Raw genomic sequence first — 13,216 nt, 5'->3', positions numbered from 1 at the left:
ACATAAAATGGCCCACAGTACGTTAAGTGTGACCATCATCATATTAACAGGCGGTTTTTATTTGAAAATGAAGCCATGAGTTCCGCCGTGACTTTCATTTCACTCACCGGCGCGTCACCTGAGCTCACTTAATTTTGCGGTCTGCTGCAGCACCAGACTGCGCCCTGAATGCTGTTGTAAATGCTTCTGAACTGATGAGGACGCTATGGGAAACACAACGATACCAACGCAAAGTTACCGCGCCATGGAGAGCGGGCAGAGTAAGAGCTACATTATTCCTTTCGCTCTGCTGTGCTCCCTCTTTTTTCTGTGGGCCGTGGCAAATAATCTGAATGATATTTTATTACCGCAATTTCAACAGGCCTTTACCCTGACTAACTTCCAGGCCGGATTAATTCAATCGGCCTTTTACTTTGGCTATTTTATTATTCCCATCCCCGCCGGGATGTTGATGAAAAAATTCAGCTACAAAGCCGGCATCCTTACGGGGCTGTTTTTATATGCCTGCGGCGCCGCGCTGTTCTGGCCTGCCGCCGAAGTGATGAATTACACCTTATTTCTCATTGGATTATTTATTATCGCTGCCGGGCTTGGCTGTCTGGAAACCGCGGCCAACCCGTTTGTCACCGTCCTCGGTCCGGAAAGCGGCGGTCACTTCCGCCTTAATCTGGCCCAGACCTTTAACTCATTCGGCGCCATTATTGCCGTGGTATTTGGCCAGAGTCTTATTTTGTCTAACGTCCCGCATCAGCCGCAGGAGGTGCTGGATAAAATGACGCCGGAACAGCTCAGCGCCTGGAAGCACAGTCTGGTCCTGTCGGTACAAACCCCCTATATGATTATCGTGGCCATTGTCCTGCTGGTCGCCCTGCTGATCGTCTGCACCCGCTTCCCCTCCCTGCAAAGCGATGACCACAGCGACAGCGCGCAGAGCACTTTTTTCGCCTCGCTGACGCGCCTGATGCGCATCCGCCACTGGCGCTGGGCGGTACTGGCCCAGTTCTGCTACGTCGGCGCGCAAACCGCCTGCTGGAGCTACCTGATTCGCTACGCTATCGAAGAGATCCCGGGCATGACGGCCGGTTTCGCCGCCAACTACCTGACCGCCACCATGGTCTGCTTCTTTATCGGCCGTTTTACCGGCACCTGGCTTATCCGCCGCTTCGCGCCGCACAACGTGCTCGCTATCTATGCGTTTATCGCCATGCTGCTCTGCTTGCTCTCCGCCTTCAGCGGCGGCCACGTCGGTCTGCTGGCCCTGACCCTGTGCAGCGCCTTTATGTCCATTCAGTACCCGACCATCTTCTCGCTGGGGATTAAGCATCTGGGCCAGGACACCAAATATGGCTCGTCATTTATCGTCATGACCATTATCGGCGGCGGGATAGTTACCCCGGTGATGGGCTTTGTCAGCGACGCCGCCGGCAATATCCCGACCGCCGAACTGGTCCCGGCGCTGTGCTTCGCCATCATCTTTATTTTTGCCCGTTTCCGTTCACAAGCGGCGACGAACTAAACCTGTTATCCGCATAACCTGAGGGATCTGTAATGAAAAAAATCAGCTTACCGAAGATCGGTATTCGTCCGGTAATCGATGGTCGTCGCATGGGGGTCCGCGAGTCGCTGGAAGCGCAAACCATGAACATGGCGAAAGCCACCGCCGCGCTTATCAGCGAGAAACTGCGCCACGCCTGCGGCGCCCGGGTGGAGTGCGTGATTGCCGATACCTGCATCGCCGGCATGGCCGAGTCGGCCGCCTGTGAAGAGAAATTCAGCAGCCAGAACGTCGGCGTCACCATCACCGTCACCCCCTGCTGGTGCTACGGCAGCGAAACCATCGACATGGATCCGCTGCGCCCGAAGGCCATCTGGGGCTTTAACGGCACCGAGCGTCCGGGGGCGGTCTATCTGGCCGCGGCGCTGGCGGCCCATAGCCAGAAAGGGATCCCGGCGTTCTCCATCTACGGACATGACGTGCAGGATGCCGATGACACGTCGATCCCAGCGGATGTCGAAGAAAAGCTGTTGCGCTTCGCTCGCGCCGGCCTGGCTGTCGCCAGTATGAAAGGGAAAAGCTATCTGTCGCTGGGCGGCGTCTCAATGGGCATCGCCGGATCTATAGTCGACCACAACTTTTTTGAGTCCTGGCTCGGCATGAAGGTGCAGGCTGTCGACATGACGGAGCTGCGCCGGCGAATCGATCAAAAAATCTATGATGAAACCGAGCTGGAGATGGCGCTGGCGTGGGCGGATAAACACTTCCGCTACGGCGAAGATCAGAACGCTGAACAGTATAAGCGCAATGAAACGCAGAGCCGCGCGGTGCTGAAAGAGAGCCTGCTGATGGCGATGTGCATCCGCGACATGATGCAGGGCAACCCGAAGCTCGCAGAAAAAGGGCTGGTGGAGGAGTCGCTGGGTTACAACGCCATCGCCGCCGGTTTCCAGGGTCAGCGCCACTGGACCGATCAATACCCCAATGGCGATACCGCCGAAGCGCTGCTCAACAGCTCTTTTGACTGGAACGGGGTGCGCGAACCGTTTGTCGTCGCTACCGAAAACGACAGCCTCAACGGCGTGGCCATGCTGATGGGCCATCAGCTCACCGGCACCGCCCAGATGTTTGCCGACGTACGCACCTACTGGTCGCCGGATGCCGTTGAACGGGTCACCGGGCAGACGCTCACCGGGCGGGCGGAGCACGGCATCATTCACCTGATTAACTCCGGCTCTGCGGCGCTGGACGGCTCCTGCCAGCAGCGCGACGCGCAGGGCAATCCGACGATGAAACCCCACTGGGAGATTGAGCAGAGCGAGGCGGATGCCTGCCTCGCGGCGACCGAATGGTGCCCGGCGATCCACGAATACTTCCGCGGCGGCGGCTTCTCTTCCCGCTTCCTGACCGAAGGCGGCGTGCCGTTCACCATGACCCGGGTGAACATCATCAAAGGTCTGGGGCCGGTGCTGCAAATTGCCGAAGGCTGGAGCGTAGCGCTGCCCAAAGCGATGCACGACCAGCTCGACGCCCGCACCAACTCCACCTGGCCCACCACCTGGTTTGCCCCACGCCTGACCGGCAAGGGCCCGTTCAGCGATGTGTACTCGGTGATGGCCAACTGGGGCGCCAACCACGGCGTGCTGACCATCGGCCACGTTGGCGCAGATTTCATTACCCTCGCCGCCATGCTGCGCATTCCGGTCTCCATGCACAACGTGGAAGAGGCGAAAATCTATCGCCCTTCCGCCTGGGCCGCGCACGGCATGGATATCGAGGGCCAGGACTACCGCGCCTGCCAGAACTACGGGCCGCTGTATAAGCGTTAACAGGTTGGTTTCGCCCGGAGGAGCAGGCTTACCTGGCCTACAGACGCGCGCGGTCTGTAGGCCGGATAAGCGCTGCGCCATCCGGCAATGTTGTTTCGGGAGTCACTATGAAGCAAGACGTTATCCTGGTCCTCGACTGCGGCGCCACGAACGTGCGGGCGATGGCCGTGGATCGACAAGGGAACATTATCGCCCGCGCCGCAACGGCGAACGCCAGCGACATCGCGGCGGAAAAAAGCGACTGGCACCAGGGGTCGCTGGAGGCCATTATGCAGCGCTTTGCCGACTGCTGTCGGCAGATCCATGACCAGCTGGCCTCCTGCACGGTGCGCGGCATTACCGTCACGACCTTTGGCGTCGATGGCGCGCTGGTAGATGAGAAGGGTGCCCTGCTGTATCCGATCATCAGCTGGAAATGCCCACGCACCGCGGCGGTGATGGAGAAAATCAGCCAGTATATGCCCGCGCGCCAGCTGCAGCAGATAGCCGGCGTCGGCGCGTTTGCGTTCAACACCCTGTATAAGCTGGTGTGGCTGAAAGAGAACCACCCGCAGCTGCTGGCGCAGGCCCATGCCTGGCTGTTTATTTCATCGCTGATCAACCATCGGCTGACCGGGGAGTTCACCACCGACCTCACCATGGCGGGCACCAGCCAGATGCTCGATCTCCGGCAGCGCGATTTCAGCGCGCCGATCCTGCAGGCGACCGGCCTGCCGCGCCGCCTGTTCCCGCGGCTGGTTGAAGCAGGCCAGCCGATCGGCACCCTGCTGCCGGAGGCCGCTGCGCTGCTGGGCCTCCCCGTCGGGATCCCAGTTATCTCGGCCGGGCATGACACCCAGTTCGCTCTGTTTGGCGCCGGCGCCGGGCAGGATGAGCCGGTGCTCTCCTCCGGGACCTGGGAGATCCTGATGGTGCGCAGCGCGCAGGTCGACACCTCGCTGCTCTGTGACTACAGCGGCTCCACCTGCGAGCTGGACAGCCAGCCGGGCCGCTATAACCCGGGGATGCAGTGGCTGGCCTCCGGCGTGCTCGAGTGGGTGCGCAAACTGCTGTATAGCGCTGACACCCCATGGCAGACGCTGATTGACGAAGCGCAGGCGATCCCGCCCGGCGCCCAGGGCGTCAGGATGCAGTGTGACCTGCTCGCCAGCCAGCACGCCGGCTGGCAGGGCGTCACGCTCAACACCACCCGCGGCCATTTTTACCGCGCCGCGCTGGAGGGGTTAAGCGATCAGCTGGCGCAGCATCTGCAAACCCTGGAAAAAATCGGCGGCTTCAGGTCGAAAGAGCTGCTGCTGGTGGGCGGCGGCAGCCGCAACGCGCTATGGAACCAGATCAAGGCCAACCGACTCGGGATACCGATCAAAGTCCTCGACGATGCCGAAACCACCGTGGCCGGCGCGGCGATGTTTGGCTGGTATGGCGTGGGCGAGTTCTCTTCGCCAGAACAGGCCAGAGCGCAGGTCGCGTACCGCTACCGCTATTTCTGGCCGCAAACTGAACCTGAACTGATAGAGGAAGCCTGAGATGCTCAAAACCATTTCCCCGCTGATATCGCCGGAACTGCTGAAAGTGCTGGCCGAAATGGGCCATGGGGATGAAATCATTTTTTCCGATGCCCATTTCCCGGCGCACAGCATGGGGCCGCAGGTGATCCGCGCCGATGGCCTGCGAGTCAGCGATCTGCTGCAGGCGATTATCCCGCTGTTCGAATTAGACAGCTATGCGCCGCCGGTGGTGATGATGGCCGCCGTCGAAGGCGATGCGCTCGACCCGACGGTGGAACAACGCTATCGGCAGGCGCTCTCGGCGCAGGCCCCCTGCCCGGATATCGTGCGGATTGACCGCTTTGCCTTCTACGACCGGGCGCAAAAAGCCTTTGCGATCGTTATCACAGGAGAGTGCGCTAAGTACGGAAATATCCTTTTAAAAAAAGGAGTCACGCCGTAATCTCATGCCGGAGCGTCTGCCTGATGCAGACGCTCAATCAATGATGGGATGAGAATAAATGAAAGCAGCCCGCCAGCAGGCGATCGTCGATCTCCTGATCACCCACAGCAGCCTGACCACCGAAACGTTGTCAAAACAGCTCAACGTCAGCAGGGAAACTATTCGCCGCGATCTGAGCGAGCTGCAGGCGCAGGGCAAAGTGCTGCGTAACCACGGCCGGGCCAAAGTGATCCACCAGCGCAGCCAGGACAGCGGCGATCCTTTCCACATGCGCCTGAAAAGCCATTACGCGCATAAAGCCGACATCGCCCGCGAAGCGCTGGCCTGGATTGACGAAGGGATGGTGATCGCCCTCGATGCCAGCTCCACCTGCTGGTATCTCGCCCGCCAGCTGCCGGACCGCCCGCTGCACGTCTTTACCAACAGCCAGCCCATCTGCCAGGAGCTGGCCAAACGCGACCAGATCACGCTCACCTGCTCCGGCGGCACTCTGCAGCGGAAATATGGCTGCTACGTGAACCCGGCGCTGATTTCCCAGCTGAAATCGCTGGAGATCGATCTGTTTATTTTTTCCTGCGAAGGCATCGACCCGCAGGGCGCGCTGTGGGACTCCAATGCGTTCAATGCCGACTTCAAATCGATCCTGCTTAAGCGGGCGGCGCAGTCGCTACTGCTGATCGACAAAAGCAAGTTCAACCGCTCCGGCGAGGCGAGGATTGGTCATCTGGATGACGTGACGCATATTGTGTCGGATGCGCCGCAGCCTTAAGGGGAAGGCCGGAGGACGCGCACGCGTCTCCGGCCTGAGGGGGAAGGATTAACGCTCGTCGCGACGTCCGCCGACGGCGGCCCACAGGCGGCGCACGTGAACGGTCACCTCTTCACGATCGTGATACAGCTGACGCGCCTGGATCTGGGCGTTAACGCCGTGCTCGTCCAGCTGGGCCTGAATATAGGCCAGATTCTGCGACACCTCTTCATAGCGCTTTTTCATCGGCAGCTTGAGGTTGAAGATGGTCTCCCGGCACCAGCCGTTGACCAGCCACTGCGCCATCAGCGCCGCCACCTTCGCCGGTTTCTCCACCATATCGCAGACCATCCACGAGATGTTGTTGCGGTTCGGACGATAGCGGAAACCGTCTTCGCGCAGCCAGGTCACCTGGCCGGTATCCATCAGGCTCTGGGCCATCGGGCCGTTATCGACCGAAGAGACCCACATGTTGCGCTTCACCAGCTGATAGGTCCAGCCGCCCGGGCAGGCGCCGAGATCGACGGCATACATGCCGTTCGCCAGACGCTCGTCCCACTCGTCCGCCGGAATAAAGACGTGGAACGCCTCTTCCAGCTTGAGGGTGGAACGGCTCGGGGCGTCGGACGGAAACTTCAGCCGCGGAATGCCCATATAGAACGGTGAGTTGTTGTTGCTGTATGAGTAGCCGGTATAGCAGCAGCCGGGTGCGATAAAGAACACATGCACCACCGGTCGCTTTGGCGTTTCATAGTTGGTCAGCACGCCCGCCTCGCGCAGCGCCGCGCGTAACGGCACCGTAAACTTGCGGCAGAACTTCATCAGCTCTTTGCTTTCGTTGGTATCCGCCACTTCCACACGCAGCTCGCCACCCTTCTCCACCACGCCCTGCAGCATGCCGACGATCGGGGTAATGCGATCCTCCGGCGGCAGGTCGCGCAGCAGTTCGCCGACCACAAACATCTGACGGGCGAAAATTAGCGAGCTGAACGGCAGATCGCGCACCAGCTTCTCGCCGTCGTCCTGCTGATAACCTTCAAAAATTACATAGCCAGAGTCTTCTTTGACCCGGGCAAAACCAAACACCTCAAGGCGGGCTGCCTTATCGGTAATTTCTGCTGCGCACTCTTTCTCAAACCCAGGGCGACAATAGAGGACAACCTTATTCATGAACAACGCCCTTACGTTTCAGACGAATTGCACCAATTAACATTAAAACCCAACCGGCGAGGAAGCTTACGCCGCCCACCGGGGTCACGAACGCCCACAGACGTAAATGAGAGAGCGCCAGACAATAGAGGCTGCCGCTGAACAGCACGGTCCCTAACGCCAGAAATACGCTGCTCCAGTAGAACCAGATACTGATCCGACGCTGCATCGCCACCGCCAGACCAAAAATCGCCAGGGTATGGAAGGCCTGGTACTCCAGGCCGGTATGGATCCAGGCCATCTCCGCCGCGCCGAGCGATTGACTTAAGACATGCGCGCCAAAGGCGCCCAGAGCCACAAAGATAAAGCCGCTAATCGCGGCGAATATCAGCATAAAACGGCTGGTCATGTTGTTACCCTACAAGTAATTATTGTTCATAACGAAAGCGGAATTTTTCTTGTTCACTTGCCGCTTTCGCCAGGATCCACTGCCGGAAAGCGGCTATTTTACCCAGTTCTGCCTGACTGTCATGGCAAACAAGGTAAAACGCATTCTTACTGACCAGAACATCATTAAACGGACACACCAGACGACCGGCTTCAATTTCGGACTGCGCCATGACGTTGTTGGCCAGCGCCACGCCCTGCCCGTGAATGGCCGCCTGCAGCACCATCGCGCTATGGCTGAAAATCGGCCCCTGCTGCACATTAATATGGCTTAGACCAAGCTGACGGGTATAAGTTTGCCAGTCGCGGCGGGACGCATCGTGAAGCAGGGTATGTTGCGCCAGATCGGCAGGCGTTTTCAATGCTTTGTCGCCGGTGAGCAAGAGCGGGGAACAGACCGGCAGCAGATACTCGGCGTACAATTTTTCCACACGCAGGCCCGGCCAGTTGCCGCGGCCGTAAAAAATCGCCACATCGACATCGTCCGCCAGCTTATCCTCCTGACGGTCCACCGCCTGGATCCTGACGTCGATTCCCGGATAAGCTGAGTTAAAGCTTGTGAGTCTTGGCACCAGCCACTGAATGGCGAAACTTGGCAATAAACTGACCGTTAATGCCCCTTTGGCGCTGCGCGCCTGCAGTTTACGCGTCGCTTCCGTCAGTTGCGAAAAAATCTCTTTAATATCCTGAAAATAGCTCTGCCCTTCTTCCGTTAACAGCAGCGAACGATTGCGCCGACGGAACAGCTTAAGGCCCAGAAAATCCTCGAGAGACTTGATTTGATGGCTGACTGCGGCCTGCGTCACAAAAAGCTCATCGGCTGCCCGAGTGAAGCTGAGATGACGTGCGGCTGCATCAAAAACACGTAATGCATTCAGAGGTGGTAATCGCTTCGACATGGTTATTCTGGCTTAGATGTTAACTCAATTTAACAAATAGGAAACAATGATTAACCTATTAGTTTTTTTTATCTGAGCCATTATAAATTGTCCGTTGAGGTTCTACCAGCAAATACCTATAGTGGCGGCACTTCCTGAGCCGGAACGAGAAGCTTTTTTTGGAATGCGTGTTCCATCAAGCTTTTGGCTTACGGTTGTGATGTTGTGTTGTTGTGTTTGCAATTGGTCTGTTTTTGCAGACCCTGGTAGCAAAGCTACCCCTTTTCACTTCCTGTACATTTACCCTGTCTGTCCATAGTGATTTAATGTAGCACCGCAACGCGCGGTGCTTTTTTTTGCCTTTTTACTGCCTTACTCGTCCAGTTCACCCAGTTGTTTCACGTCAGAGCGATTGATCTGCTGTTTGTTGCCCCACGCGTCTTTATACGAGATCATGCCAGTGTCATTATCGGTTTGCGGTTTCCCGTCGGTAACGATGGTCCGCCCATCATTGGTATGCATCACATAGTTAGAGGAACAGGCGCTCAGGCCTAAAGTCAGCATACAGGCAGAGATAATCGCAGCGGCCTTAGTCATTTTCATTCTTCTCTCCTTACGGCTATTTATACTATTCGTAACTCGTTAAGTAATAGGTTAAAACACAAACCCAACACTTTTCAGCATAACCCTCTTTGACCGACGTGGAGTCACATTCGGACAATTCCACAGGACGCAGAGACCTTGTCACGCCCGGCAAATTGCGCGACGATCGCGGCATTGATACGAGGAATTCCATGAACGCATTCAACCCGGCGCACTTTCGCGCGCAGTTTCCGGCTCTGGCCGATGCCGGCGTCTATCTCGACAGCGCGGCGACAGCGCTCAAACCGCTGGCGGTGATCGACGCCAGCGACCAGTTTTATCGCCTGAGCGCCGGCAATGTCCATCGCAGCCAGTTCGCCGCCGCCCAGCGGCTGACCGAGCGCTACGAGGCGGCCCGCGATCGCGTGGCGGCGTGGCTTAACGCCCCGTCCGGCAAAGATATCGTCTGGACGCGAGGGACCACCGAGGCCATCAATATGGTGGCGCAGAGCTACGTCCGGCCGCGCCTGCAGCCTGGCGATGAAATTATCGTTAGCGAAGCCGAGCATCATGCCAACCTCGTGCCCTGGCTGATGGTGGCCGGGCAGACCGGCGCCAGAGTGGTCAAACTGCCGCTTGGCGCCGACCGTCTGCCGGATATCGCCAGCCTCAGCGCGCTGATTACCCCGCGCAGCCGGGTGCTGGCCATCGGCCAGATGTCCAACGTCACCGGCGGCTGCCCGGACCTGGCCCAGGCTATCCGCCTTGCCCACGCCGCCGGGATGGTGGTGATGGTCGATGGCGCCCAGGGGGCGGTGCATTTCCCCGCTGATGTGCAGGCGCTGGATATCGATTTTTACGCCTTTTCCGGCCATAAGCTGTATGGCCCGACCGGGATCGGCGCCCTGTACGGCAAAAGCGAGCTGCTGGCAGCGATGTCGCCCTGGCTCGGCGGCGGGAAAATGATCGTCGAGGTCAGCTTTGACGGCTTTACGCCGCAGCCGGCCCCCTATGGCCTCGAGGCCGGTACGCCGAATGTCGCCGGGGTTATCGGCCTCAGCGCCGCGCTGGAGTGGCTGGCGCAGAGCGATATCGGCCAGGCGGAAAACTGGAGCCGCAGTCTGGCGAGCCTGGCGGAAGAGGAACTGGCGAAACGGCCGGGCTTCCGCTCTTTCCGCTGCCAGCAGTCAAGCCTGCTGGCCTTTGAATTTGAGGGTATTCATCACAGCGATCTGGTGACGCTGCTGGCGGAGTCCGGCATTGCCCTGCGCGCCGGGCAACACTGCGCCCAGCCGCTGCTGGCGGCCTTAGGGGTCAGCGGCACCCTGCGGGCCTCTTTCGCCCCCTACAATACCCAAGACGATGTTGCGGCGCTGGTCCACGCGGTGGATCGCGCCCTGGAAATTCTGGTGGATTAATGACAACTCTGCACCCCTTCGGCACAACCATTACCGACGCTACGCTGCGCCAGATCTTCGCCCCGCTGAACCAGTGGGAGGATAAATACCGTCAGCTGATTTTATTGGGCAAAAAGCTGCCGACGCTGACCGACGAGCGCAAAGCGCAGGCCCATGAGATTGCCGGCTGTGAGAACCGCGTCTGGCTGGGCTATGAGGAGGACGCCGAGGGCAGGCTGCACTTCTTTGGCGACAGCGAAGGAAGGATTGTGCGCGGTCTGCTGGCGGTACTTTTAACCGCCGTGGAAGGAAAAACCCGCGCCGGGATCCTGGCGCAGGATCCGCTGGCGCTGTTCGACGAGCTGGGGCTGCGCGGCCAGCTCAGCGCCTCGCGCAGCCAGGGCCTCAGCGCCCTGAGCGAGGCGGTGCTCGCCGCCGCCCGCGAAAGGTAATCTCCCGATTTCGCTTTCCCGCCGCCGCGCCCGGTGGGGAAACTATTTTCCGGAAGCCGCAGCGTCACGCTGCGCTTTCGCCAGCATCTTCTTCAGGGCATGCGACACCGCGACGAACCCGAAGGTCGCGGTCACCATCGTCGCCGCGCCAAAGCCGGAAGCGCAGTCCATCCGCTTCGGCCCTTCCGCCGTGCTCTTCATTGCGCAGACGCTGCCGTCCGCCTGCGGGTAGACCAGCGCTTCCGTAGAGAAGACGCAGTCTACACCGAGCTTACCTTTGCTGTTTTTCACCACCCCAAACTGGCTTTTCAGCCGCTCGCGCAGTTTGGCCGCCAGCGGATCCTGGATGGTCTTCGCCAGGTCCGCGACCTGGATCTGCGTTGGGTCAATCTGACCACCCGCCCCGCCGGTAGTCACCAGCGGCACCTTGTAGCGGCGACACCAGGCGATAAGCGCCGCTTTCGGCCGGACGCTATCGATGGCGTCGATAACATAGCTAAAGCCGACGCCAAGATATTCCGCCACGTTTTCCGGGGTCACGAAATCATCCACCACCGTCACCCGACACTCCGGGTTGATGAGGCGAATACGCTCCGCCATCACCTCCGCTTTCGCCAGTCCGACGTTGCCGCTGAGGGCGTGGATCTGACGATTGGTGTTGGTGACGCAGACATCGTCCATATCGATAAGGGTGATCGCCCCGATGCCGGTCCGCGCCAGCGCTTCCGCCGCCCAGGAGCCGACCCCGCCGATCCCGACCACGCAGACGTGGGCGTCGGCAAAACATCGCAGCGCTTTTTCACCATATAAACGTGCCGTACCGCCAAAACGCTGGCGCCAGGCATCGCTGATTACAACAGACATAGAACCTCAGAACAAAATGACAGCGCCCGGAGGCCGCCGTAAACGGCGTCATCCGGGCGCCCTGGTCAACAGGCATGGCCAGGGGAGTTAGCCGCTAAAAACATTCCCCGCGCCCGGGGCGTTTTTCAGCACCCATACGCGGCCGTAGTGGTTATACCAGCCGGCACGGTGGCCCGCGTCAGGCCCAATGCCCTGATAGATGTCGAAATGCTGACCTTTGATGGCCCCGCCGACGTCGAGCGCGACCATCAGGCGCAGTTCGTACTGGCCGTTAAACTTGCCGTTATTATCCAGCAGAGGCACCTCGGCCAGCAAGGTGGTTCCTGGCGGAATAATCGACCGGTCGGAGGCCACCGAGGCGCGGCCGATCAGCGGCACAGCGCTGGCCCCTTTCACCGGCGCGAAAGACTGCGGTTTAAAGAACACGAACGACGGGTTCTGCTCCAGCAGCTCACGCACTTCCGCTTCGCTGTGCTTCTCACCCCACTCGCGGATCGCCTGCATCGACATATCTTCTTTCTTCACTTCCCCGCGGTCGATCAGCACTTTGCCGATGCTGCGATAGGGCCAGCCGTTTTTCCCGGCATAGCTAAAGAAGTTGAGCGGCGAACCATCGCCAAAGTCGATATAGCCGCTGCCCTGCACGTCCATGATGAAGTTATCCATCAGCGAGTTGCTGTACGCCAGCACATAGTTATCGCTCAGCGCGCCGGCATAGATGCTGGCGCGGGACGGCAGCTTACCGCGTTTCGGCGGCATACGGTAAATGGGGTACTGGAATTCGCCCTGACGGGTGTGGCGCGCCTGCACCACCGGCGTGTAGTAGCCGGTAAACTGGACGTTGCCATAGTTGTCGACGCCCTGCATCTGCCAGGCGTCGATGCCAAACTGGCGCAGCGTACGGGTGTCGCCGCCGGCGCGCAGCCACTCCTGCAGCGCGTTATAGACGTTGCTCTGGCTATTATAGAGGCGTGGCGAGGCGTTACGAATTTGATTAACCTGCTCGGAGAAGTCGCCGGCGTTGATCGGCGCCCCGACGGCATCCGGCTGGTTTACCAGTGAAAACGGCTGGGTGAACTTGCCATCGCTATATTGCTGACCGCGGTCGGTCGGTTTTGAGGAACAGGCGGCGAGCATGGCCAGCATTGCCCCCGTCGCTACATATTTTGCCCAACGTCCTTTCATGGTGTCTCATCTTTTGCTGCGAAGCCTTAGTGCGTGTTGAAGATAACAAAGCGCCGGAGCTATTGAAATGCGCGATCTCATCGATGGCACAGATTTGTGTAAAAAAACACCACAACGTGGCGTTTTATAAGCCAATTCTTACAAAAATGTCGATTTGGTCGAAAAAAGGTTGCATCATCTCGCTAGCGGAGTATAGTGCGCTTCCACGGACGCGGGGGGGAGCAGCCTGGTAGCTCGTCG

At 59.2% G+C, this 13,216-nt stretch carries 13 protein-coding genes; 7 read left to right on the top strand and 6 right to left on the bottom strand.

The window, feature by feature from the left end; all coding sequences use genetic code 11:
• The first annotated feature begins 205 nt into the window (after positions 1-205).
• The 5 genes from fucP (at position 206) to fucR (ending at position 6,043) form a co-directional block, all read left to right on the top strand.
• Positions 206-1,516, top strand: coding sequence for an L-fucose:H+ symporter permease (fucP, locus tag HMPREF3140_RS00065; RefSeq protein ID WP_004151076.1), 1,311 nt, complete (start codon positions 206-208; stop codon positions 1,514-1,516).
• A gap of 32 nt (positions 1,517-1,548) precedes the next feature.
• Positions 1,549-3,324, top strand: a complete 1,776-nt coding sequence (gene fucI, locus HMPREF3140_RS00060; protein WP_004174612.1) for an L-fucose isomerase — start codon at positions 1,549-1,551, stop codon at positions 3,322-3,324.
• A 107-nt stretch (positions 3,325-3,431) separates the two neighbouring features.
• Complete coding sequence (fucK, locus tag HMPREF3140_RS00055) at positions 3,432-4,850, top strand: L-fuculokinase (protein WP_070552789.1); 1,419 nt, start codon at positions 3,432-3,434, stop codon at positions 4,848-4,850.
• A gap of 1 nt (position 4,851) precedes the next feature.
• Positions 4,852-5,274, top strand: a complete 423-nt coding sequence (fucU, locus tag HMPREF3140_RS00050; protein WP_002915538.1) for an L-fucose mutarotase — start codon at positions 4,852-4,854, stop codon at positions 5,272-5,274.
• A gap of 58 nt (positions 5,275-5,332) precedes the next feature.
• The gene (fucR, locus tag HMPREF3140_RS00045; protein ID WP_004142883.1) at positions 5,333-6,043 is read left to right on the top strand and encodes an L-fucose operon activator; all 711 of its coding nucleotides are present in this window, start codon (positions 5,333-5,335) and stop codon (positions 6,041-6,043) included.
• A gap of 48 nt (positions 6,044-6,091) precedes the next feature.
• On the opposite strand, the gene rlmM is transcribed toward fucR, so the two are convergent.
• From rlmM to HMPREF3140_RS00025, 4 genes are all read right to left on the bottom strand, one after another.
• Entirely contained in the window at positions 6,092-7,192 is a 1,101-nt protein-coding gene (gene rlmM, locus HMPREF3140_RS00040; RefSeq protein ID WP_002915541.1) for a 23S rRNA (cytidine(2498)-2'-O)-methyltransferase RlmM, read from the bottom strand.
• A complete protein-coding gene (locus HMPREF3140_RS00035; RefSeq protein ID WP_002915543.1) occupies positions 7,185-7,580 on the bottom strand; it encodes a DUF423 domain-containing protein in 396 nt (131 codons plus the stop codon). Before HMPREF3140_RS00035 ends, rlmM begins: the two co-directional genes overlap by 8 nt.
• Positions 7,581-7,599: 19 nt before the next feature.
• Entirely contained in the window at positions 7,600-8,517 is a 918-nt protein-coding gene (gcvA, locus tag HMPREF3140_RS00030; protein ID WP_002915545.1) for a glycine cleavage system transcriptional regulator GcvA, read from the bottom strand.
• A 351-nt stretch (positions 8,518-8,868) separates the two neighbouring features.
• Positions 8,869-9,093: a YgdI/YgdR family lipoprotein gene (locus HMPREF3140_RS00025; protein ID WP_002915549.1), complete on the bottom strand. Its 225-nt coding sequence runs from the start codon at positions 9,091-9,093 to the stop codon at positions 8,869-8,871.
• 197 nt (positions 9,094-9,290) lie between these two features.
• On the opposite strand from HMPREF3140_RS00025, the gene csdA reads away from it, so the two are divergent.
• Both csdA and csdE read left to right on the top strand, forming a co-directional pair.
• Positions 9,291-10,496 (top strand): cysteine desulfurase CsdA, encoded by a 1,206-nt coding sequence (csdA, locus tag HMPREF3140_RS00020; protein WP_032412282.1) that lies wholly within the window; start codon positions 9,291-9,293, stop codon positions 10,494-10,496.
• Entirely contained in the window at positions 10,496-10,927 is a 432-nt protein-coding gene (gene csdE, locus HMPREF3140_RS00015) for a cysteine desulfurase sulfur acceptor subunit CsdE (protein WP_004142894.1), read from the top strand. Before csdA ends, csdE begins: the two co-directional genes overlap by 1 nt.
• A gap of 42 nt (positions 10,928-10,969) precedes the next feature.
• Here csdE and tcdA read toward each other — a convergent pair whose 3' ends face one another.
• Positions 10,970-11,791: a tRNA cyclic N6-threonylcarbamoyladenosine(37) synthase TcdA gene (tcdA, locus tag HMPREF3140_RS00010; protein ID WP_016530752.1), complete on the bottom strand. Its 822-nt coding sequence runs from the start codon at positions 11,789-11,791 to the stop codon at positions 10,970-10,972.
• A gap of 87 nt (positions 11,792-11,878) precedes the next feature.
• Positions 11,879-12,976 (bottom strand): murein transglycosylase A, encoded by a 1,098-nt coding sequence (gene mltA, locus HMPREF3140_RS00005; protein ID WP_002915579.1) that lies wholly within the window; start codon positions 12,974-12,976, stop codon positions 11,879-11,881.
• Between the last annotated feature and the right edge of the window lie 240 nt (positions 12,977-13,216).

This window comes from Klebsiella sp. HMSC16A12, assembly GCF_001808265.1.
Lineage (GTDB): Bacteria > Pseudomonadota > Gammaproteobacteria > Enterobacterales > Enterobacteriaceae > Klebsiella > Klebsiella pneumoniae.
The sequence above is the reverse complement of the archived record's forward strand: the minus strand, read 5'-3'. Positions and strand labels throughout refer to the sequence as shown.

What these genes read in the sequence shown, in the direction of transcription:
- fucP (WP_004151076.1), top strand. Translation starts at nt 206, where the DNA reads ATGGGAAACACAACGATACCAACGCAAAGTTACCGCGCCATGGAGAGC.
- fucI (WP_004174612.1), top strand. Translation starts at nt 1,549, where the DNA reads ATGAAAAAAATCAGCTTACCGAAGATCGGTATTCGTCCGGTAATCGAT.
- fucK (WP_070552789.1), top strand. Translation starts at nt 3,432, where the DNA reads ATGAAGCAAGACGTTATCCTGGTCCTCGACTGCGGCGCCACGAACGTG.
- fucU (WP_002915538.1), top strand. Translation starts at nt 4,852, where the DNA reads ATGCTCAAAACCATTTCCCCGCTGATATCGCCGGAACTGCTGAAAGTG.
- fucR (WP_004142883.1), top strand. Translation starts at nt 5,333, where the DNA reads ATGAAAGCAGCCCGCCAGCAGGCGATCGTCGATCTCCTGATCACCCAC.
- rlmM (WP_002915541.1), bottom strand. Translation starts at nt 7,192, where the DNA reads ATGAATAAGGTTGTCCTCTATTGTCGCCCTGGGTTTGAGAAAGAGTGC.
- HMPREF3140_RS00035 (WP_002915543.1), bottom strand. Translation starts at nt 7,580, where the DNA reads ATGACCAGCCGTTTTATGCTGATATTCGCCGCGATTAGCGGCTTTATC.
- gcvA (WP_002915545.1), bottom strand. Translation starts at nt 8,517, where the DNA reads ATGTCGAAGCGATTACCACCTCTGAATGCATTACGTGTTTTTGATGCA.
- HMPREF3140_RS00025 (WP_002915549.1), bottom strand. Translation starts at nt 9,093, where the DNA reads ATGACTAAGGCCGCTGCGATTATCTCTGCCTGTATGCTGACTTTAGGC.
- csdA (WP_032412282.1), top strand. Translation starts at nt 9,291, where the DNA reads ATGAACGCATTCAACCCGGCGCACTTTCGCGCGCAGTTTCCGGCTCTG.
- csdE (WP_004142894.1), top strand. Translation starts at nt 10,496, where the DNA reads ATGACAACTCTGCACCCCTTCGGCACAACCATTACCGACGCTACGCTG.
- tcdA (WP_016530752.1), bottom strand. Translation starts at nt 11,791, where the DNA reads ATGTCTGTTGTAATCAGCGATGCCTGGCGCCAGCGTTTTGGCGGTACG.
- mltA (WP_002915579.1), bottom strand. Translation starts at nt 12,976, where the DNA reads ATGAAAGGACGTTGGGCAAAATATGTAGCGACGGGGGCAATGCTGGCC.